The 20,257-nt window shown below is 70.3% G+C and carries 17 protein-coding genes and 1 riboswitch; of the genes, 9 read left to right on the top strand and 8 right to left on the bottom strand.

All coding sequences use genetic code 11. The annotated features are described in order from the left end of the window. The first annotated feature begins 54 nt into the window (after positions 1-54). The 4 genes from ACIPWY_RS28390 (at position 55) to ACIPWY_RS28375 (ending at position 5,850) form a co-directional block, all read left to right on the top strand. Complete coding sequence (locus tag ACIPWY_RS28390; RefSeq protein WP_362904309.1) at positions 55-1,593, top strand: GMC oxidoreductase; 1,539 nt, start codon at positions 55-57, stop codon at positions 1,591-1,593. Continuing rightward, complete coding sequence (locus ACIPWY_RS28385) at positions 1,593-2,849, top strand: glycine betaine/L-proline ABC transporter ATP-binding protein (RefSeq protein WP_362904311.1); 1,257 nt, start codon at positions 1,593-1,595, stop codon at positions 2,847-2,849. Before ACIPWY_RS28390 ends, ACIPWY_RS28385 begins: the two co-directional genes overlap by 1 nt. Further along, entirely contained in the window at positions 2,849-4,822 is a 1,974-nt protein-coding gene (locus tag ACIPWY_RS28380) for an ABC transporter permease subunit (protein WP_362904313.1), read from the top strand. Before ACIPWY_RS28385 ends, ACIPWY_RS28380 begins: the two co-directional genes overlap by 1 nt. An 86-nt stretch (positions 4,823-4,908) precedes the next feature. After that, a complete protein-coding gene (locus ACIPWY_RS28375) occupies positions 4,909-5,850 on the top strand; it encodes an ABC transporter substrate-binding protein (RefSeq protein ID WP_362904460.1) in 942 nt (313 codons plus the stop codon). A 465-nt stretch (positions 5,851-6,315) separates the two neighbouring features. On the opposite strand, the gene ACIPWY_RS28370 is transcribed toward ACIPWY_RS28375, so the two are convergent. Continuing rightward, positions 6,316-6,864 (bottom strand): carboxymuconolactone decarboxylase family protein, encoded by a 549-nt coding sequence (locus ACIPWY_RS28370; RefSeq protein ID WP_393703469.1) that lies wholly within the window; start codon positions 6,862-6,864, stop codon positions 6,316-6,318. 47 nt (positions 6,865-6,911) lie between these two features. Here ACIPWY_RS28370 and ACIPWY_RS28365 point away from each other — a divergent pair, with 47 nt between their 5' ends. Beyond that, the gene (locus ACIPWY_RS28365) at positions 6,912-8,336 is read left to right on the top strand and encodes a PLP-dependent aminotransferase family protein (protein ID WP_393703471.1); all 1,425 of its coding nucleotides are present in this window, start codon (positions 6,912-6,914) and stop codon (positions 8,334-8,336) included. Positions 8,337-8,633: 297 nt separating this feature from the next. Here ACIPWY_RS28365 and ACIPWY_RS28360 read toward each other — a convergent pair whose 3' ends face one another. Continuing rightward, a complete protein-coding gene (locus ACIPWY_RS28360; protein ID WP_393703569.1) occupies positions 8,634-9,479 on the bottom strand; it encodes a hypothetical protein in 846 nt (281 codons plus the stop codon). Between the two features lie 200 nt (positions 9,480-9,679). Then, positions 9,680-10,978, bottom strand: coding sequence for an ornithine--oxo-acid transaminase (gene rocD / locus ACIPWY_RS28355; protein ID WP_393703473.1), 1,299 nt, complete (start codon positions 10,976-10,978; stop codon positions 9,680-9,682). Positions 10,979-11,023: 45 nt separating this feature from the next. Continuing rightward, positions 11,024-11,108, top strand: a riboswitch (ZMP/ZTP riboswitch). Between the two features lie 61 nt (positions 11,109-11,169). Here rocD and ACIPWY_RS28350 point away from each other — a divergent pair. After that, on the top strand, positions 11,170-12,618 hold the full coding sequence (locus ACIPWY_RS28350) for a glycine hydroxymethyltransferase (protein ID WP_362904319.1): 1,449 nt from the start codon (positions 11,170-11,172) through the stop codon (positions 12,616-12,618). Between the two features lie 103 nt (positions 12,619-12,721). On the opposite strand, the gene ACIPWY_RS28345 is transcribed toward ACIPWY_RS28350, so the two are convergent. The 3 genes from ACIPWY_RS28345 to ACIPWY_RS28335 all read right to left on the bottom strand — a co-directional run bounded on the left by ACIPWY_RS28345 (position 12,722) and on the right by ACIPWY_RS28335 (position 15,028). Further along, the gene (locus ACIPWY_RS28345) at positions 12,722-13,471 is read right to left on the bottom strand and encodes a hypothetical protein (RefSeq protein WP_393703476.1); all 750 of its coding nucleotides are present in this window, start codon (positions 13,469-13,471) and stop codon (positions 12,722-12,724) included. Between the two features lie 134 nt (positions 13,472-13,605). Then, entirely contained in the window at positions 13,606-14,472 is an 867-nt protein-coding gene (locus tag ACIPWY_RS28340) for a hypothetical protein (protein WP_393703478.1), read from the bottom strand. Beyond that, a complete protein-coding gene (locus ACIPWY_RS28335; protein ID WP_401535701.1) occupies positions 14,465-15,028 on the bottom strand; it encodes an RNA polymerase sigma factor in 564 nt (187 codons plus the stop codon). The genes ACIPWY_RS28340 and ACIPWY_RS28335 overlap by 8 nt, the downstream gene beginning before the upstream one ends. Positions 15,029-15,302: 274 nt before the next feature. Between ACIPWY_RS28335 and trpS the strand changes: the two genes are divergently transcribed. Then, positions 15,303-16,316: a tryptophan--tRNA ligase gene (gene trpS, locus ACIPWY_RS28330; protein ID WP_326774440.1), complete on the top strand. Its 1,014-nt coding sequence runs from the start codon at positions 15,303-15,305 to the stop codon at positions 16,314-16,316. Between the two features lie 65 nt (positions 16,317-16,381). Continuing rightward, entirely contained in the window at positions 16,382-16,963 is a 582-nt protein-coding gene (locus tag ACIPWY_RS28325; protein ID WP_393703480.1) for a 2'-5' RNA ligase family protein, read from the top strand. Between the two features lie 36 nt (positions 16,964-16,999). Here ACIPWY_RS28325 and ACIPWY_RS28320 read toward each other — a convergent pair whose 3' ends face one another. Then, positions 17,000-17,755 carry a decaprenylphospho-beta-D-erythro-pentofuranosid-2-ulose 2-reductase gene (locus ACIPWY_RS28320; protein ID WP_393703482.1) on the bottom strand — a complete coding sequence of 252 codons (756 nt, stop codon included), beginning with the start codon at positions 17,753-17,755 and terminating at the stop codon, positions 17,000-17,002. Between the two features lie 199 nt (positions 17,756-17,954). Further along, entirely contained in the window at positions 17,955-19,292 is a 1,338-nt protein-coding gene (locus ACIPWY_RS28315; protein WP_393703573.1) for an FAD-binding protein, read from the bottom strand. 345 nt (positions 19,293-19,637) lie between these two features. Between ACIPWY_RS28315 and ACIPWY_RS28310 the strand changes: the two genes are divergently transcribed. After that, the gene (locus ACIPWY_RS28310) at positions 19,638-20,156 is read left to right on the top strand and encodes a phosphatase PAP2 family protein (protein WP_401535595.1); all 519 of its coding nucleotides are present in this window, start codon (positions 19,638-19,640) and stop codon (positions 20,154-20,156) included. Positions 20,157-20,257 lie beyond the last annotated feature (101 nt).

Raw genomic sequence — 20,257 nt, 5'->3', positions numbered from 1 at the left:
CCGAACCACCGCACTTCGCACCGCCCATTACGCGCAGAACCTTGGAGTTGACGTATGCCTGAGAAGTCCGTGAACACGTACGACTATGTCGTCGTCGGCGGCGGCACCGCCGGGTCCGTCATAGCGTCCCGGCTGACCGAGAACCCCGACGTCACCGTCGCCGTCATCGAGGGCGGCCCGAGCGACATCGATCGCGACGACGTCCTGACCCTGCGCCGCTGGCTCGGCCTCCTCGGCGGCGACCTCGACTACGGCTACACCACCACCGAGCAGCCGCGCGGCAACTCGCACATCCTGCACAGCCGCGCCAAGGTGCTCGGCGGCTGCTCGTCGCACAACACGCTCATCTCGTTCAAGCCGCTGCCCGGCGACTGGGACGAGTGGGCGGCGGCGGGCGCCGAGGGCTGGGACCACAAGGCGATGGACCCGTACTTCGGCAAGCTGCGCAACAACATCGTGGCGGTGGACGAGAAGGACCGGAACGCGATCGCCCGCGACTTCGTCGACGCCGCGCAGACCGCCACGGGCGTGCCGCGTGTGGACGGTTTCAACAAGGCGCCCTTCAAGGACGGCGTCGGCTTCTTCGACCTCGCGTACCACCCGGAGAACAACAAGCGCTCCAGCGCCTCCGTCGCCTATCTGCACCCGCACATGGAGTCGGGCGACCGGCCCAACCTGACGCTCCTCCTTGAGACGTGGGCGTACCGGCTCGAGATGGACGGCACGCGGGCGCGCGGTGTCCACGTACGGACGCAGGACGGCGAGGAGCTGCTCGTCGAGGCCCGGCACGAGGTCGTCGTGTGCGCGGGCGCCGTCGACACGCCCCGGCTGCTCATGCACTCCGGCATCGGCCCGAAGGCCGACCTGGAGAAGCTCGGGATTCCGGTCCTGCACGACCTGCCGGGAGTCGGCGAGAACCTGCTCGACCACCCCGAGTCCGTGATCGTGTGGGAGACGGACGGGCCGATCCCCGACAACTCCGCCATGGACAGCGACGCGGGCCTCTTCGTGCAGCGCGATCCGGAGGCGAGCGGGCCGGACCTGATGTTCCACTTCTACCAGATCCCGTTCACCGACAACCCGGAGCGCCTCGGCTACGTCAGGCCGGAGCACGGGGTCTCGATGACGCCGAACATCCCCAAGCCGCGCAGCCGCGGCCGCCTCTACCTGACCAGCGCGGACCCGCAGGACAAGCCCGCCCTCGACTTCCGTTACTTCACGGACGAGGAGGACTACGACGGCCGGACGCTGGTCGACGGAATCAGGATCGCGCGCGAGATCGCGAAGACCGAGCCGCTCGCCGGCTGGCTCAAGCGCGAGGTGTGCCCCGGGCCCGACGTCGTGGGCGACGAGGAGCTCGGCGAGTACGCGCGCAAGGTCGCGCACACCGTCTACCACCCTGCCGGGACCTGTCGCATGGGTGCCAGGAATGATGAACTCGCCGTGGTGGACCCGGAGTTGAGGATCCGGGGCCTGGAATCGATCCGCATTGCCGACGCGTCCGTCTTCCCGACGATGCCGGCGGTGAACCCGATGATCGGGGTGCTCATGGTCGGGGAGAAGTGTGCCGAGCTGCTGGGTGGTGATGCGTGATGAGTACGAACACGATGTCGAACGCTGAGGTGGCGGACGCGCAGGCGGGTTCGCCGGTGTTCTCCGTGAACAACCTGTGGAAGGTCTTCGGGCCGAAGGCCGACCGGGTGCCGGGTGACACGGAGCTGGCCGGCCTGAGCGCCGCCGAGCTGCGCGCCCGCACCGGGTGCACCGCCGCCGTGCGCGACGTCAGCTTCGATGTGCGCAAGGGCGAGGTCTTCGTCGTCATGGGCCTCTCCGGCTCCGGCAAGTCCACCCTCGTACGCTGCCTGACCCGGCTCATCGAGCCGACCTCGGGCGGCATATCCATCGACGGCGAGGACGTCCTCGGCATGGACAAGGGGCGCCTGCGCGAACTGCGCCGGCACCGCGCCGCCATGGTCTTCCAGCACTTCGGGCTCCTGCCGCACCGCACCGTGCTCGACAACGTCGCGTACGGCCTGGAGATCCAGGGCGTGGGCCGCGCCGAGCGGCGCGCCAAGGCGGCGGAGGTGGTCGCGAAGGTCGGCCTCGAAGGTCTTGAGCAGCGGCGACCCGGGCAGCTGTCCGGCGGTCAGCAGCAGCGTGTCGGGCTCGCGCGCGCCCTCGCGGTCGATCCCGAAGTGCTGCTGTTCGACGAGCCGTTCAGCGCCCTGGACCCGCTGATCCGCCGCGACATGCAGGAGGAGGTCATCCGGCTCCACCGCGAGGAGGGCCGGACCATGGTCTTCATCACGCACGACCTCAGCGAGGCGCTGCGGCTCGGCGACCGGATCGCGCTGATGCGTGACGGCCGGATCGTGCAGCTGGGCACGCCCGAGGAGATCGTGGGCTCGCCCGCCGACGACTACGTACGCGAGTTCGTCCGGGACGTGCCGCGCGAGCAGGTCATGACCGTGCGCAGCGCGATGCGGCCCGCCGACCCCGACGAGCAGGACCGCGGCCCCGCCATCGTGCCCGGCGCGACCGTGTCGGAGGCGATCGAGGCGGTCGCCAGGACCGGGTTCCCGGTGCGGGTCATGGACGACGGGCGGTGCCTGGGAGTCCTGGACCATGCGCGGCTGCTGGGTGTGGTCGCGGGGACGGAGGGGACCTCCGGGGAAGAGGGGGTCTCCGAGGGAGAGGGTGTGGCCGGGGGTGACTCGGGCGGCGCCTCCGGTTCCGGTTCCGGTGCGGCCGTGGCTGATGGGGTCGGTTCCGGTTCCGTTTCCGATGCGGCCGTGGCCGACGTGCCCGCGCCCGGGACCGTTACGCCGCCGGGTGGGGAGGTCGCCTGATGGCCGCCGCCAGTACCGCCACCGCCCCCGCGGCGGACACGCCGCGCCTCGGCGCGCTCCTGCGCAACCGCGCCCTCGGCAAGCTTCTGCTGCTCGCCGTCGTCGCGGCGGTCCTCGTACCGATCGTGAACGCCCAATGGGCGAGCGGAAGTTGGCCGCACGCGCTCACCGTCGACCTGACCGGACCACTGGGCAAGACCAGTGACTGGATCATCGACAACCGGGACAGCCACCCGCTGTTCCTCTACTTCTTCGGCCATATCAGCAACGCCGTCGTCCTGAGCGTGCGCGGCGTCTACCTGGTGCTCCTCGCGGCCGGCTGGGCAGGCGTCACCGCGGCGGCCGGGCTCATCGCCTGGCGCGTCGCGGGCCTGAAGCTCGCGGCGGCCGCCGTCGCCGCGTTCCTCGTGTGCGGCTTGTTCGGCATGTGGGTGCCGACCATGCAGACCCTCGCGCTGATGGTCGTCGCGGTCCTCGCCTCGGTCGTGCTCGGCATGCTCCTGGGACTCGCGGCCGGACTCTCCGACCGCACGTACCGGGCGCTGCGGCCCGTCCTCGACACGATGCAGGTCTTTCCCGCGTACGCGTATCTGCTGCCGGTCGTCCTCGTGTTCGGCATCGGCGTCCCCGCGGCCGTCCTCGCGACCGTCGTGTACGCCGCTCCGCCGATGGCCCGCCTCACGGCGCTCGGCCTGCGAGGCGCCGACGGCGGAGTCATGGAGGCCGTCGCCTCGCTCGGCGCGACCGCGCGCCAGCGGCTCCTCACAGCCCGGCTTCCGCTCGCCCGCAAGGAACTCCTCCTCGGGATCAACCAGACGATCATGATGGCGCTCTCGATGGCCGTCATCGCGTCGGTGATCGGTGCGGGCGGCCTCGGTGACCGCGTGTACCAGGCACTGGCCTCCGTGGACGTCGGGGCGGCCCTCGCGGCCGGTATCCCGATCGTGCTGCTCGCCGTGATCCTGGACCGTACGACGGCCGCGGCGGGGGAGCGGCTCGGCGACGCCGAACCCGACGGCCGCCGTCTGTACGGCGCGTACGGCTGGATCGTCGCCGCCGTTCTCACCGTGGTCGTCGCCCTCGTGGGCCGCCTCGCGGACCGGATCGACTGGCCCGACGCGTGGACCGTGAACATCGCGGACCCGGTCAACAACGCCGTCGACTGGATGACCGACCACCTCTACTCCGGTGTCCCCTACATCGGCGGAACCGCCGACTGGGCCGGCCACTTCACCACCTGGGTCCTCGACCCGATCCGCGACGGGCTGCAATGGCTGCCCTGGTGGTCCGTGCTCCTCATCGTCGCCGCGCTGGCCTGGCTGATCGGCACCTGGCGCACCGCCGTGACGGCCGTGCTCGCCATGGCCGCGATCGGTGTCCTCGGTGTGTGGAAGCCGTCGCTCGACACGCTGTCGCAGGTGCTCGCGGCCGTCGCCGTGACGCTCGTCGTCGGCTTCGCCGTCGGGATCGCGGCGGCGCGCAGTGAGCGACTCGCGCGCCTGCTCAGGCCCGTGCTCGACGTCTTCCAGACGATGCCGCAGTTCGTGTATCTGATCCCGGTGGTCGCGCTGTTCGGCGTCGGCCGCGCCCCCGCGGTCGCCGCCGCCGTCGTCTACGCGCTGCCGGCCGTCGTCCGCATCACGACGCAGGGGCTCCGCCAGGTGGACGGGGCCGCCATGGAGGCGGCCCGGTCGATGGGCGCGACGAGCGGGCAGCAACTGCGCCAGGTCCAGCTCCCGCTGGCCCGGCCCGCTCTGCTCCTGGCCGTGAACCAGGGTGTCGTCCTCGTCCTCGCCGTCGTGATCATCGGCGGTCTCGTGGGCGGTGGCGCGCTCGGTTACGAGGTCGTGTTCGGCCTCGCCCAGGGCGACCTGGCGACCGGGCTCGTCGGCGGTGCGGCGATCGTGTGCCTCGGCCTCATGCTCGACCGGGTCACCCAGCCGACCGAACGCCGCACGAAGAAGGGAGCGTGATCGCCATGCGAGCACTTCGATCTTTCCGCCCGGCGCGGGCGCGCAGGATGACCACGTTGCGCCCGGTGCGGGTGCGCCGGATGACCATGGGGCTCGCGGCGGCGGGCACGCTGCTGGTGGCGACCGGCTGCGGTGCCGCGGACATGACCAAGCAGTCCTCCCCGTACGCCAACGCCCAGGGCGCGAAGACGGTGACCCTGTCCGTCCAGTCCTGGGTCGGCGCGCAGGCCAACATCGCCGTGGCCGAGTACCTGCTCAAGCACGAGCTCGGCTACCGCGTCGACACCGTCCAGGTCGACGAGGTCCCCGCGTGGGACGCGCTCAGCCAGGGCCGCGTCGACGCGATCATGGAGGACTGGGGCCACCCCGACCAGGAGCAGCGGTACGTCAAGGACAAGAAGACGATCGTGAACGGCGGCGACCTCGGCGTCACCGGACACATCGGCTGGTTCGTCCCCACGTACTTCGCCAAGCAGCACCCGGACGTCACGAACTGGAAGAACCTCAACAAGTACGCGTCCCAGCTGCGCACCGCGGAGAGCGGCGGCAAGGGCCAGCTCCTCGACGGCTCCCCGTCGTACGTCACCAACGACAAGGCGCTGGTCAACAACCTGAAGCTGAAGTACCAGGTCGTGTTCTCCGGTTCCGAGGCGGCGCAGATCACCCAGATCAAGCAGTTCGCCAAGGCCAAGAAGCCGTTCCTGACGTACTGGTACCAGCCTCAGTGGCTGTTCAAGAAGGTGCCGATGACGGAGGTGAAGCTGCCCGCGTACAAGGAGGGCTGCGATGCCGACCCGAAGAAGGTGGCCTGCGCCTATCCGAAGACGCCGCTGCAGAAGTACCTGAACGCGGACTTCTCGAAGAGCGGCGGCAAGGCGGCGGCCTTCCTGAAGAACTTCAAGTGGACGACCGAGGACCAGAACGAGGTCTCTCTGCTCATCGCCGATCAGAAGCTGTCTCCGGACGAGGCGGCGAAGAAGTGGATCGACGAGCATGAGTCGACCTGGCGGTCCTGGCTGCCGAAGTAGCCACTTGGCGGCGTAGCCGTCCGGCGGGGTAGCCGTATGGGGCGGGCGGGAAGGCGTGACCCGCAGCTCCTCCCCTCACGCGTGCCGGGTGCCTTTCCTGACGGGGGCACCCGGCACGTCTGTGCGGAGGCTTCGATGGGTGGGGGTGGATGTGGACGTGGCGGTGCGGCTGCGGGTGGGGTGGGGGTGGTGGTGAGCGTGCGGCGTGGGCGGGCGGGCGTGGACATCGGCGTGGGCGTGGGCGTCACGTCACCACTGCGGTCCGCCCGGCGCGATCCGGCGGCTCACCATGAGCCGGTTCCAGCTGTTGATGGCGGTGATCACGCCGAGGAGGTGGGCGAGCTAGTCCTCACCGAAGTGCTTGGCCACCGCCTCGTACGTCTCGTCCGGCACGAAGCCGTCGGTGAGGACGGTGACGGCCTCGGTCAGCGCCAGCGCGGCCCGGCAGGTGCGTTGTACGAGCTGTCACTTGAAGTCGCCCGCGGTGTAGTGCCCGGGCACCATCCGCGTCGACACACCGAACCGGTTCCACGCGTTGATCACCGTGATCGCGGCGATCACCTGCGTCAGCTCCTTCTCGTCGTACACCTTCGCCGCCTTCTCGTACGTCTCGTCGGGCACGAACCCGTCGGTGAGCACCGTGATGGCCTCGGTCAGCTTGATCGCCGCGATCTCCTTGGCCGTGTAGAAGTGCTGCGACTCCTCCCACGCGGCCAGCTGGATGATCCGCTCGACGCTCTCGCCCGCGGCGAGCGCGTCCTTGGAGTGCATGTCGAGGCAGAACGCGCAGTGGTTGATCTGCGAAGCGCGGATCTTGATCAGCTCCAGCGTCACCGGATCGACGCCCTTACGGGCCTCCGCGTCGAGCCGGATCATGGCCTTGTAGACCTCCGGAGCGTGCTTGGCCCAGGCCAGCCGGGGCGTGTGCTCGTGGACGTACTCCTTGGCGTTGCTGCCGGCCTCGGTGGTGGCGTTCTGGCGGGCGCTGTCGGTGGTGTTCTCGTTCGTCGTCATGACATCGACCCTACGAACGGAGTAGCCCACGGGTATGGTCCATTTCCATGGTGGAATCCTGGGCCACTTCGCCCTCCGGTCAAGCGCTCGGTATCGATCTGCATGTCGAGCCGACCGGCTCCGGCCTGCGCAAAGGCCTGACCGACGCGCTCCGTGACGCCGTACGCGGCGGACGTCTCGCCCCGGGTGTCCGTCTCCCTTCCTCCCGCACGCTCGCCGCCGATCTGGGCATCGCCCGCAACACGGTCGCCGACGCCTACGCCGACCTCGTCGCCGAGGGCTGGCTCACCGCGCGCCAGGGCTCGGGGACGCGAGTCGCGGAGCGACCGGTCGAGGCGCCCCGGCCGGTCCCGGCCCGCGGCCATCGCGCTCCTGCCGGACTCCGCTACGACCTGCACCCCGGCACCCCCGACCTCTCCTCGTTCCCGCGCGCCGAATGGCTCAAGGCTTCGCGCCGCGCCCTCAACGCCGCCCCGAACGACGCCCTCGGCTACGGCGATGCCCGCGGCCGCATCGAGCTGCGCACCTCCCTCGCCGGCTACCTCGCCCGCGCTCGCGGCGTCCACGCCGACCCGGACCGCATCGTGATCTGCTCCGGCTTCGTCCACGGCCTGATGCTGCTCGGCGAGGTATTGCGCGGCAGGGGCATGCGCGACGTGGCCGTGGAGACGTACGGCCTCGACATCCACTGGAACATCCTGACGCGGTCAGGTCTGCATACCCATCCCCTTCCCTTCGATCAACTCGGCACCTGCACCGACGAGTTGGCGACCGGCGAACCGGACGTGGGCGCCGCCCTCCTGACCCCCGCCCATCAGTTCCCGATGGGCGGGGCCCTGCACCCCGACCGCCGCACCGCCGTCGTCGACTGGGCCCGCCGCACCGGCGGACTGATCCTGGAGGACGACTACGACGGCGAGTTCCGCTACGACCGCCAGCCCGTCGGCGCCCTCCAGGGCCTCGACCCCGACCGCGTCGTGTACTTCGGCACGGCCAGCAAATCCCTCGCACCCGGACTGCGCCTCGGCTGGCTGGTCCTGCCGCCGTCCGTCATCGGGGAAGTGATCGAGGCAAAGGGCGTCGCCGACTGGTCGTGCGGTGTCCTCGACCAGCTGACCCTCGCGGAGTTCATCGACTCGGGCGCCTACGACCGCCATGTCCGAGGCGCCCGCCTGCGCTACCGCCGTCGCCGCGATCAGCTCGTCGACGCCCTCGCCGAACGCGCCCCCGACGTCCACCCCACCGGAATCGCCGCCGGCCTGCACGCGGTCCTCCAACTCCCACCCGGCACCGAACAGTCCGTGGTCCGTGCCGCCGCCTGGCAGCGCCTCGGAGTCTCCGGCCTCTCCAGCTTCCGCCACGAAGCGGCCCCGGCCGAACCCCCCGTGGACGCCCTGGTGGTCGGCTACGGAACCCCACCGGACCACGCCTGGGCAAGCGCACTTGAGGCCTTGTGCCGAGCACTTCCGTAGGGACCGGGCGGCGGCTGCGTCAGACGCGGGCTGGGTCAGGGGCGGGCCGGGTCAGACGCGGGGTGGTGGGGCGGCGGGCAGGTGAGGTGCGGGCTGGTGTGGGTGTGGGCTGGGTGAGATCTGGGCTGGGGTGAGCTGCGGGCTGGTGTGGGCGCGGGCTGGGGTGAGCTGCGGGCTGGTGTGGGCGCGGGCTGGGGTGAGCTGCGGGCGGGTGTGGGCGCGGGCTGGGGTGAGCTGCGGGCCGGTGTGGGCGCGCGGGCTGGGGTGAGCTGCGGGCGGGTGTGGGCGCGGGCTGGGTCAGACGCGGGTCGGTATGGGCGCGTCCTGCACTGGCGCTTCCCCGAAGCGTGCCAGCGCCAACGCCCCCGCCACGGCCACCACGAACCCGAGAACCGCCAGCCAGCCCAGCCCCTCGCGCGTGCGATCCCCCAGCCAGATCACCCCGACCAGCGCCGGCCCCACCGTCTCGCCCACGACCATTCCCGCGGTGGCCGTGGTCACCGACCCCTTCTGCAGCGCCGAGGTCAGCAGCAGAAACGCCGCACCCCCACCGAGCAGCAGTGCGTACGTCGCAGGATTGGTCAGCAACGCGCCGGGTGACACGTCGTCGATGAGCCGCACCGACACCTCCACCACCCCGAACCCGAACCCCGAGCCGAGCCCCAGCGCGAGCGCCCGGCCCCTCCCCGGCAGCCGCCCGGCCACCGCACCGATCAACAGCACCCCGACCGCCGTTCCCAACATCGCGTACCGCAGAGCGTCCGAACCGGCCTTGTCTCCCTCCGTCCCCGACGCCAGGCCCAACATCGCGAGCCCTGCCACCACCACCCCGACGGCGCCCCACTCGATGCCGCTCAACCGCACGCCCAGCAGCCGCGCTGCGACCACCGCCGTCACCGCCAGACTTGCGGCGAGCGCAGCCCCGACGGCGTAGATCGGAATGGACCGCAGCGCCACGACCTGCAACACGAACCCGAGCAAGTCGAGCCCCAGCCCGGCCACATAACGCCACTGCCGCAGTGCCCGCAGCAACAGCGCCGCGTCGACGCCGGACCCCGACCCCGGTTCCGCGGCCCGAGTGGCCACCGCCTGCAACACGGAAGCCGTACCGAAACAGACCGCCGACCCGAGCGCGCAAACCATTCCAAGAAGCACGAAGCGACTGTAGAGGGTGCTCTCGCGCCGACCGGCCCACGATCGGATTCCCCTCCGGGGTGCCTCCGCGAGGGCCCGGGCCGCGAGTGGCTGGCCCGTGCCGGAGGCGTCCCGCTTTCCCTTCGGCGGGTGCCTCCGCGAGGGCCCCGGACCACGAGTAGGTGGCCTGTGCCGGAGGCGCACCGCCGTCAGACGGCCAGGACCGCTCGGAGCTGGTCGAGCCCCCAGTCCAGGTCCTCCTTGCTGATCACCAGAGGGGGAGCGATCCGGATCGTGCTGCCGTGGGTGTCCTTGACCAGGACGCCCTTGTCCATCAACTTCTCCGAGATCTCCCTTCCCGTCCCGCACGACGGATCGATGTCGACTCCCGCCCACAGCCCGCGTCCCCGTACCTGCGTCACCTTGCCCGTGCCCGTCAGCAGCCTGAGCTCCGCGTGCAGATGCTCGCCCAGCTCGGCCGCCCGCTGCTGGAACTCCCCGGTGCGCAGCATCGCGATGACTTCGAGCGCCACTGCACAGGCCAGCGGGTTCCCGCCGAACGTCGACCCGTGCTCACCCGGCTTGAACACCCCAAGCACCTCGTTGCTCGACACCACCGCCGACACCGGCACGACCCCGCCGCCGAGCGCCTTGCCCAGGACGTACATGTCGGGCACCACGCCCTCGTGCTCACAGGCGAACGTCCGCCCCGTCCGCCCGAGCCCCGACTGGATCTCGTCCGCGATGAACAGGACGTTCCGCTCGCGGGTCAACTCCCTGACCGCCGGTAGATATCCCGCCGGTGGTACGAGGACACCGGCCTCGCCCTGGATCGGTTCGAGCAGCACCGCGACGGTGTTCTCGGTGACAGCGCTGCGCAGCGCCGTCAGATCGCCGTACGGCACGATCTCGAACCCCGGCGTGTAGGGACCGAAGTCCGCGCGCGCCTCCTGGTCCGTGGAGAAGCTGACGATCGTCGTGGTGCGACCGTGGAAGTTGTTGCCCGCCACGATGATCTTCGCCCTGCCGTCGAGCACCCCCTTGACCTGATACCCCCACTTCCTCGCCGTCTTCACGGCGGTCTCCACGGCCTCCGCCCCTGTGTTCATCGGCAGCACCATGTCCATGCCGCACAGCTCCGCGAGCTGGGTGCAGAACTCGGCGAACCGGTCGTGGTAGAAGGCGCGGGACGTCAGCGTCACTCGCTCGAGCTGCGCCTTGGCAGCCTCGATGAGTCTGCGGTTCCCATGGCCGAAGTTGAGAGCCGAGTAGCCGGCGAGCATGTCGAGGTACCGGCGCCCCTCGATATCGGTCATCCACGCCCCCTCCGCCGTAGCGACCACCACGGGCAGCGGATGGTAGTTGTGCGCACTGTGCGCTTCGGACGCGGTGATGAAGGCTTCCGTTGCGGCATTCGGAGGAGTCACAGCAGTCACGGGATCTCCGTTCTTACAGCTTTGATGACGCGAAGACGTGGGCTTGTGGCCCCTTCCTACCGTCGCTCGCATCGTGGACCGGGAAACCCCGCCCTGCGGCGCGCCCGGTAGTGTGGCCCGCAGGGCCGTGACTGGCGCGCTGGGATGGGACTGACCATCGGGGAGCGGCCTGTGAACTGTGCCGTGCGCCTGGGCCGACCCGTGAACCTCCCGCTCTCGACCTCGCTCGAGCAGGGGAGGTCCCATCCGTCCGGAGGTCCGTCATGCCAGAGCCCACCCTCTCCACCGAATCCGTAGCGTTCCGCAGCGCCCTCGACGTGATCCGCGCTGTCGAGCCCCGCGTGGCCGATGCCATCGGCCAGGAGATCTCCGACCAGCGCGAGATGCTCAAGCTGATCGCCAGCGAGAACTACGCCTCCCCCGCCACCCTTCTCGCGATGGGCAACTGGTTCAGCGACAAGTACGCCGAGGGCACCGTCGGCCGCCGCTTCTACGCCGGCTGCCGCAACGTCGACACCGTCGAGGCGCTCGCCGCCGAACACGCCCGCGAGCTCTTCGGCGCCCGCCACGCCTATGTCCAGCCGCACTCCGGCATCGACGCCAACCTCGTCGCCTTCTGGGCCGTCCTCGCCCAGCGTGTAGAGGCGCCCGCCCTGGAGCTGGCCGGCGTCCGCAATGTGAACGACCTCTCCGACGCCGCCTGGGCCGAACTCCGTCAGGCCTTCGGCAACCAGCGCATGCTCGGCATGTCCCTGGACGCAGGCGGTCACCTCACCCACGGCTTCCGCCCGAACATCTCGGGCAAGATGTTCGACCAGCGCAGCTACGGCACCGACCCGCAGACCGGCCTCGTCGACTACGAAGCCCTGCGCGCCACCGCCCGCGACTTCAAGCCGCTGATCATCGTCGCCGGTTACTCCGCGTACCCCCGCCTGGTGAACTTCCGCATCATGCGTGAGATCGCCGACGAGGTCGGGGCGACCCTCATGGTCGACATGGCACACTTCGCGGGCCTCGTCGCCGGCAAGGTCCTCACCGGCGACTTCGACCCGGTGCCGCACGCCCAGATCGTCACCACGACGACGCACAAGTCGCTGCGCGGCCCGCGCGGCGGCATGGTGCTCTGTGACGACTCGCTCGCCGACCAGGTCGACCGCGGCTGCCCGATGGTCCTCGGCGGTCCGCTGCCCCACGTCATGGCCGCCAAGGCCGTCGCCCTGGCCGAGGCCCGCCGCCCCGAGTTCCGTGAGTACGCCCAGTCCATCGTCGACAACGCGCGTGCCCTCGCCGAAGGCCTGACCCGTCGCGGCGCCACCCTCGTCACGGGCGGCACGGACAACCACCTCAACCTGATCGATGTCGCCACCTCCTACGAGCTCACCGGCCGCCAGGCCGAGAACGCTCTCCTCGACTCCGGCATCGTCACCAACCGCAACTCCATCCCTTCCGACCCCAACGGAGCCTGGTACACGTCCGGCATCCGCATCGGCACGCCCGCCCTGACCACCCGTGGCCTGGGCACCGCGGAGATGGACGAGGTCGCGGGCCTCATCGACCGCGTCCTCACCGCCGCCGAACCGGGCACCACCAGCAAGGGCGCGCCCTCCAAGGCGCAGCACATCCTGGACGAGAAGATCGCCGACGAGGTCTCCGCCCGAGCGGCCGACCTGCTGAGCGGCTTCCCGCTCTACCCGGAAGTCGACCTCACCTGATCGCTTGCCCCCTAGCTCCGTGATCTTCTGACCGGCCCGTCACCAGCCGCACCGACGGGCCGGTCAGTGCGTACGCGCAGCCGGGAGAGCTGAAGGGCGACTCTCAGTTGTCGATCAGCTGCTGCCGTGGTTCCGGGTCGGGCGGGGCCCCGCCCGACCGGTGACGCCTCGACAGCCCGCCGGCCAGTGGCCGCAGCCCCAGCGCCAGCGCGCCACCCGCCGCCAGCCCCGGTATCGCCCACCGCCAGTCCACCCCGTCGTCCGACCTGGCCGCGGAGGCTCGCTCGGCTGCGGACTGCCCGACGCCACGACTCCCCGGTGCCGGAGCCCCACCGAGCGCTTCCTTGGACCGGTCGGGCGTCTGCCAGGGGACCGGGAAGATCGGGCTCCCGCCCTTTTGGGACCGCTCACCCATGACTCCCAGGTCTTTCAGCAGCGCGCGCAGCTCCGCCGGCTTCCGCGCCTTGTGCCAGTACCCGTTGTACGAGTCCGGCACGTGCGTCGCTGTGTGTATCCAGACGTCCTTCGTGCCCGGCGAGTCCGGATAGACCCGGTCCACCCGCCACGGCAGCACGTCGTGCAGCAGCCACGTGACATTGAGCTGACGTCCCACGCCTATGCCCAAGCCGGGCGGCTCCTCCCGTCGTCCTTGGTCCGGCTCGCCCAGGAGACTCTCCAGCGGCCCGTACTTCTTGTCGCTGAAGTAGAGCGACGAGCTCTGGCCGCTCTCGGGCGACACCACCAGCACGCTCGTCGGCCCGCCCGCCGATGCCCCTGACGCGCACAACAGCATCGCGGCGAGTGCCGCCGTCAGCGCCACCGCCAGCGCCGTCACCTTTCGTACCGTTCGCATCCGTTCCCCCAGCTGGTCCCGGCACGGCCCGCCCGTGCCGATTCACTTCTGGTACACCGCTCGACCCGACCGGGTTCCCAACTTCGGCGCGCGAGTTCCTGGGTGTGTGAGTGCGCCAGATCTGCCCGCAGACATCAGCGGACGGCGTCCGGCTTTCGTACCGACCGTGCGATCTCCATCGCCCGCTCCCGGGAGTCGACTCCCTCCAGGCGGAGCGTCATCTCCTGCCGGCGAGTCCACAGGAGCGTCGGGCCCGCGGTGCGCTCCGACCGGGTCCATCGGTCGCCGTTGCCGTCGAGCATCCAGAAACTGAGCAGATGCGGCTGGGCGAACCACAGCCCTGCGTCACGGCCGAGGTCGACCCAGCGCGGCTGCATGCGCACCGATTTCGTGTACCCGATGTCGAGCCGCGCCGGGTATTCGTCGAGTCGGATCGTGTGCCCGTCCTCGCGCCAGCACAGCGTGATCAAGAAACGCGACTTCGGTTCCCGCGTCACCGTCACGGCGTCCGGAATCCCCAGTTCGCCCGGCACCAGGGGTTGGAATCCGGCTTCTCGTCGGGCCTCACCCAGCGAGAGCGACGTACCGCACCCCGGGACATGAGCACCGGGCGACGGCAGCGCCGAGGGGTCGTACCGGACCTCCACCCCGCCGAAGCCGAACCAGTCCGCGACCGCCGCTCGCACCGGAGGTGTGAGCGCCAGCACGGTCAGCACTCCGCACATCCCCGCCGTGAGCATCCGCCACCGCTTCCGTATCCAAAGGCGAGCCCGCCGCACCCGGACAGGGCGCGGCGCCGGCTCGGCCACCGGTGCCGGGATCGACTCGGCGAGTATCTGCGCCAGCACCCGCTCGGCCATCGACTCGGCACCGGGGCCCAGACCGTCCAGGGACCTGCCCAGCGCCCGCAGCTCATCCGGCAGCCCAGGACGACCCGCGCGGGGCCCACGCTCCTCGCCGGGGCCGCGGCTCCCGTCGTCCTCGCGACGCGGTTCACTCATGCTCATCACCTCCCTCCCGCGGGTCCAGCTCAGCCGGAAGAATCCGCTTCAACTTCCGCAGCGCACGATTGAGCCTCGACTTCACCGTGCCGCGCGGCCAGCCGAGCGCCTCGGCTGTCTCCGCCTCGTCCATCTCCAGCAGATACCGATACGTGACGACCAGCCGATGCTCCTCGCTCAGCTCCTCGAGCGCGGCGAGCAACGCCGTACGCCGCTCGTCGTGGACGGCCGCGACCGCCGGATCCGTGGTCTCCGGTATCAGCGGCTCGGCCTCTGCCAACGTCGCTTCCCGCCCCACGACCGAACGCTGTCGCACCGCCGAGCGCACTGTGTTCCTCGTCTCATTGGCGACGATCGCGAGCAGCCACGGCTTGAACGACGAGTCGTCCCGAAACTTCCCCAGGGCGCAGTACGCCTTGAAAAAGGCCTGCTGTACCACGTCCTCCGCGTCCGCGCCCGCCCCGAGGGCCCGGGCTGCCCGCAACGCCAGCCCGGTGAAGGCGCGCACCAGCACCGCGTACGCCTCCACATCTCCGGCGCGCACACGAGTGATCACCGCACGCTCGTCGTCGACGACGCGGCCCCCCTCCAGGACCTCCCCCTGTGTCCTCACATCGTTGATACACCGCACCCCGCGTATCGGTTCCCACCCGTCGCACAGGTTTTCCGCACTCGCTCCGCAGGCGGGTCCGAAGGGAGATCCCGAAGCCAGGTGCAGGCGATACACGGGGCGGGTGGGCGGCAGCGCTCCGCACACGGTTCGGCACTTGTCGTGCACCCGTCGCCCACCTGTTTCCAACCAATGAGAGACACCTGAGAGAATGAGGAGCATGGCCTCTGATCGTCCCCGCGTGCTCTCCGGAATCCAGCCCACCGCAGGCTCGTTCCACCTCGGCAACTACCTCGGCGCGGTCCGCCAGTGGGTGGCGCTGCAGGAGTCTCACGACGCGTTCTACATGGTTGTGGACCTGCACGCGATCACCGTGCCGCAGGACCCGAAGGAGCTCCGGGCCAACACTCGGCTCGCCGCAGCGCAGCTCCTCGCGGCCGGCCTCGACCCGGACCGCTGCACGCTGTTCGTGCAGAGTCACGTCCCCGAGCACGCGCAGCTCGGCTGGGTCATGAACTGTCTGACGGGCTTCGGCGAGGCCTCCCGCATGACGCAGTTCAAGGACAAGTCCGCCAAGCAGGGCGCCGACCGCGCGACCGTCGGACTCTTCACGTACCCGATCCTCCAGGTCGCGGACATCCTGCTCTACCAGGCCGACCAGGTGCCCGTAGGCGAGGACCAGCGCCAGCACATCGAGCTGACGCGCGACCTCGCCGAGCGCTTCAACGGCCGCTTCGGCGAGACCTTCACGGTCCCGGCGCCTTACATCCTCAAGGAGACGGCGAAGATCTACGACCTCCAGGACCCGTCGATCAAGATGAGCAAGTCGGCGTCGACGCCGAAGGGGCTCGTCAACCTTCTCGACGAGCCGAAGGTCACGGCCAAGAAGGTCAAGAGCGCGGTCACCGACACCGACACCGTGATCCGGTTCGATCCGGAGAACAAGCCGGGCGTCAGCAACCTGCTCGCCATCTACTCCACCCTCACCGGCACAGGTATCCCGGAACTGGAGCAGAACTACGAAGGCAAGATGTACGGTGCGCTCAAGACGGACCTGGCAGAGGTCATGGTGGACTTCGTGACACCGTTCCGGACCCGCACCCAGGAGTACCTGGACGACCCGGAGACGCTCGACTCGATCCTGGCCAAGGGCGCGGAGAAGGCGCGTGCTGTCGCAGCCGAAACCCTCGCTCAGGCGTACGACAAGGTCGGACTGCTGCCCGCGAAACACTGAGCCGCAGCCCTGCCTGAACCGGCTTGCACCGCCACCCGCCCGCCACACGACGACAGGAGTACGACGTGGGGACCGTAACGATCGGCGTTTCGATCGCGGTCCCGGAGCCACATGGCAGCCAGCTCCAGGAGCGGCGCGCGGGCTTCGGTGACCCTGCGGCGCACGGCATCCCCACGCACGTCACTCTGCTCCCGCCGACCGAGGTGGAGAGCGGGTCGCTGCCTTCGATCGAGGCCCATCTCGAGGAGGTCGCCGCCTCGGGGCGGAACTTCGCGATGCGGCTCGCGGGGACGGGAACCTTCCGTCCGCTGTCTCCCGTTGTGTTCGTACAGGTCGCCGAGGGCGCCGAGGCCTGTACGTGGTTGCAGAAGCAGGTCCGTGACGCGTCGGGTCCGGTCGCGCGCGAGCTGCAGTTTCCGTATCACCCGCACGTCACGGTGGCGCACGGCATCGCGGAGGAAGCGATGGACCGGGCCTACGAGGAGCTCGCCGGGTATGAGGCGGCCTGGCCGTGCACCGGCTTCGCGCTGTACGAGCAGGGCGCCGACGGTGTCTGGCGCAAGCTGCGCGAGTTCCCCTTCGGCGGTCCGGCCGTTCCCGCGCAGGGCCCCGACCGCTCGAAGCGGGGCAGACAGCCGGCTCGCTGACGCGAAGCGAGTCGGCCGGTCGTCATCTGACGCGGCTCACATCGGCAGGCGCCGGAACACCGGCCGCGGGACATGCCGCAGGGCCGACATCACCATGCGCAGAGCTCCCGGCACCCACACGGTCTCCGATCGGCGCCTGAGGCCCGTCTCGATGGCCTGTGCCACCGCCTCCGGCGTGGTGGCCATCGGTGCTTCCGCCATGCCCACCGTCATCTTCGACCGTACGAAGCCGGGGCGGACGACCATCACATGCACGCCGGTGCCGTGCAGCGCGTCGCCGAGGCCCTGTGCGAAGGCGTCCAGGCCGGCCTTGCTCGACCCGTAGATGAAGTTGGACCGCCGGGCGCGCTCACCCGCCACTGACGAGAGCACCACCAGCGAGCCGTGGCCCTGGGACTGCAGCGCGCGGGCGCAGACGAGTCCCGCCGATACCGCGCCGGTGTAGTTGGTCTGCGCGACGCGCACCGCGGAGAGTGGCTCCTCCTCGTCGCGGGCCTGGTCGCCGAGGATCCCGAAGGCCAGCAGCACCATGTCGATGTCGCCCTCGGCGAACACCTTGCCCAGCGTCCCCTCGTGGGCCTCGGAGTCGAGCGCGTCGAAGGCGACGGTCCGGGCGTCGGCGCCCAAGCCGCGGAGTTCGGCGGCCGCACGGTCGAGGGCGGGGGACGGACGGCCGGCCAGCCACACCGTTCGGGTCCGCCGGGCCACGAGGCGTCGGGCGGTGGCGAGGGCGATCTCGGAGGTGCCGCCGAGGACGAGCAGGGACTGGGGGGTGCCGAAGGCGTCCTTCATGAGAACCAAACTCCAGAGTGGCGGGACCGAAATCGGTGGGGGCGGGATGGGAACCCGGACGGCCTGAGCGGTGTACCAAAAGTGAATCGGTGCGGAGGGGCCGTGCCAAGTGAGGGGGATGCGACATGCGTGCGACGTGGGGGAGCGGGATTGTCGAGATGTACGAGGTCCCCGGTCACGCCACCAGGTCCCGTTCCGGTCAGAGTCCGAGGCGCCGGGACAGATCCGAGCGGAACACGCCGCTCGGGTCCAACTCGGCTCGCAGAGCGCGGAATTCGTCGAGGCGGGGATACATGGTGGAGAGGAGTTCGGGTCTCAGCCGCGCGTCTTTGGCGAGGTAGATGCGTCCGCCCGCTGCGGCTACCTCCTCGTCGAGTCCGTCGAGGAACGCGCCGAGTCCCGGCAGGTTCGCGGGAATGTCGAGGGCCAGGGTCCAGCCCGGCATGGGAAAGGACAGCCAGCCGGGATCCCCGTTGCCGAAGCGCTTGAGGACTGCCAGGAAAGAGGGGCATCGGCGCTGCGAGATGCGCTGCACGATGCGGCGAAGAGCTTCCTCCTGGCCGTATCCGACGACGAGTTGGTACTGGACGAATCCACTGCGCCCGTAGATGCGATTCCAGTGCGGTACGCCGTCGAGGGGGTGGAAGAACGTGGACAGCTTCTGGATCTCGCCGACGCGTGACGCGGGGGCCTTGCGGTACCAGAGCTCGTTGAAGAGGCCGACGGTCCTCCGGCCCAGGAGCCCTTCGGGTACGAATCCAGGCGCGGCCGGAAACTCCGTGGGGCGGAATGCCAGTGGTGCCCTGCGGGCCCGTGCGGGAACGGCGTCCAGCGGAGCGTGATCACCGCGGGTGAGTACCGAGCGGCCCATCGACGCTCCGCGGGCCAGGAGGTCGATCCACGCGACTGAGTAGCGGTAGAGGTGATCGGTGTCGGTGAGGCGGGCCATCAAGTCGTCGAGGTCAACGGCACGTTCGGTGTCGACCGACATGAACGAGGTTTCGACAGGGAGGAGTTGGATGGTGGCCGTGAGGATGATTCCGGTGAGTCCCATGCCGCCGGCCGTGGCGTCGAACAGCTCGCTGTCGCGCTCGACGATCCGCACCTCGCCGTCAGCAGTGAGCAGTTCCAGAGCGAGCACGTGGCGGGAGAACGAGCCCGAGACGTGGTGGTTCTTGCCGTGGATATCGGCGCCGATAGCGCCGCCCACCGTGACGTAGCGGGTGCCGGGGGTCACGGGGACGAACCAGCCCAGGGGGAGGAGGACTTCCATGAGGTGGTGCAGAGAGACGCCCGCGTCGCACAGCACGGTCCCGCCGGAGGCGTCGATCGCGTGAATGCGGTCCAGGCCGGTCATGTCCAGGACGCTGCCGCCTGCGTTCTGTGCCGCGTCTCCGTAAGCCCGGCCCAGGCCGCGGGCGATGTTGCCCCGATGGCCAGACGTCCCGCACGCACGGACGATGGCTGCCGCCTCGGCGTAGGAGCGGGGGCGCACGATGCGGGCGGCGGTGGGTGCGGTGCGGCCCCAGCCGGTCATGGGGACGGTGTCGAGGATGCCGCCGGAGCGACCGTCGGGGAAAGGCGACTCGGCGGGGGGAGTGCTGGGTCCGGGGACGGTCGGCGAGACGGGTGCAGGTGCAGCCTTGGGCGCAGGGGTGGACGGCGCGGCTGGGGCGGCTTGGCCGGTGGGTGTGACGGCAGGGGCGGCGGATGGTGTGCGGGCAGTGAGGGGAGCGGGATCGGCAGCCATGAATGCGACCGTATCGCCCATAGATGGGGCCTTCGCCCTAAACAGACCAAGCCCTCACCGAAATGGGTGATTGAAAGGGTGTCACCCCAAATTGTCTGAGTTATGCGTGTTTCGGCCCGCAGAGTGAGCCACATGGACGATATGGACCGCCGATTGCTGTCGGCACTGCGCGACTGCGGAACGGACCGGCGCGTGGCAGCGGTCGCGCGCGCACTGTCCTGGAGCGGGGAACACGGAGCGCTCTGGCTCGGCGCGGGGCTGCTGGGGGCGGCGGTTGACCGGGAGCGGCGGGGGGCGTGGCTGCGCGGTACGGCGCTGACCGCCGCGGCTCATCTGGCCAGCATGGGGGTCAAGCGGGTCGTCCGAAGGCCGCGGCCGGGGGCGGAGATCGGTGGGGAACCGCTCGTGCGGACGGCGGGGCGACACTCCTTCCCCAGTTCGCACGCGGCTTCGGCGGCAGCTGCCGCGGTTGCGTACGGGGCGTTGCGGCCGGCGGGGGCGCGGCTCGTCCCGCCGTTGGCGGCGGCGATGTGCGTCTCGCGCATGGTCGTCGGGGTGCACTACCCGTCGGACGTGGCTGCTGGGGCGGCGCTCGGGGCGGTCGCCGCGCGGCTCGGGGCGCATTGGGTGGCCAGGGGTGCCCGGCGATGACGGAACGGACTGAGCGAAGGGAAGGGGTGGGGGACGCCATGGGTGCGGGGGGAGCGGGAGACGGACCGGCGTTGGCGCATGCTTCCGCCGAAGGGCGGCGG

The organism is Streptomyces sp. NPDC090032 (assembly GCF_044748025.1).
Lineage (GTDB): Bacteria > Actinomycetota > Actinomycetes > Streptomycetales > Streptomycetaceae > Streptomyces.
The sequence above is the reverse complement of the archived record's forward strand: the minus strand, read 5'-3'. Positions and strand labels throughout refer to the sequence as shown.

Bases quoted from the DNA above. Each gene is read 5' to 3' on its own strand.
- ACIPWY_RS28320 (WP_393703482.1), bottom strand. From the start codon at position 17,755: ATGAAGGACGCCTTCGGCACCCCCCAGTCCCTGCTCGTCCTCGGCGGC.
- ACIPWY_RS28380 (WP_362904313.1), top strand. From the start codon at position 2,849: ATGGCCGCCGCCAGTACCGCCACCGCCCCCGCGGCGGACACGCCGCGC.
- trpS (WP_326774440.1), top strand. From the start codon at position 15,303: ATGGCCTCTGATCGTCCCCGCGTGCTCTCCGGAATCCAGCCCACCGCA.
- ACIPWY_RS28375 (WP_362904460.1), top strand. From the start codon at position 4,909: ATGGGGCTCGCGGCGGCGGGCACGCTGCTGGTGGCGACCGGCTGCGGT.
- ACIPWY_RS28310 (WP_401535595.1), top strand. From the start codon at position 19,638: ATGGACGATATGGACCGCCGATTGCTGTCGGCACTGCGCGACTGCGGA.
- ACIPWY_RS28365 (WP_393703471.1), top strand. From the start codon at position 6,912: ATGGTGGAATCCTGGGCCACTTCGCCCTCCGGTCAAGCGCTCGGTATC.
- ACIPWY_RS28390 (WP_362904309.1), top strand. From the start codon at position 55: ATGCCTGAGAAGTCCGTGAACACGTACGACTATGTCGTCGTCGGCGGC.
- ACIPWY_RS28385 (WP_362904311.1), top strand. From the start codon at position 1,593: ATGAGTACGAACACGATGTCGAACGCTGAGGTGGCGGACGCGCAGGCG.
- ACIPWY_RS28370 (WP_393703469.1), bottom strand. From the start codon at position 6,864: ATGACGACGAACGAGAACACCACCGACAGCGCCCGCCAGAACGCCACC.
- ACIPWY_RS28345 (WP_393703476.1), bottom strand. From the start codon at position 13,471: ATGCGAACGGTACGAAAGGTGACGGCGCTGGCGGTGGCGCTGACGGCG.
- ACIPWY_RS28360 (WP_393703569.1), bottom strand. From the start codon at position 9,479: ATGGTTTGCGCGCTCGGGTCGGCGGTCTGTTTCGGTACGGCTTCCGTG.
- ACIPWY_RS28350 (WP_362904319.1), top strand. From the start codon at position 11,170: ATGCCAGAGCCCACCCTCTCCACCGAATCCGTAGCGTTCCGCAGCGCC.
- ACIPWY_RS28340 (WP_393703478.1), bottom strand. From the start codon at position 14,472: ATGAGTGAACCGCGTCGCGAGGACGACGGGAGCCGCGGCCCCGGCGAG.
- rocD (WP_393703473.1), bottom strand. From the start codon at position 10,978: ATGCGAGCGACGGTAGGAAGGGGCCACAAGCCCACGTCTTCGCGTCAT.
- ACIPWY_RS28315 (WP_393703573.1), bottom strand. From the start codon at position 19,292: ATGACCGGCTGGGGCCGCACCGCACCCACCGCCGCCCGCATCGTGCGC.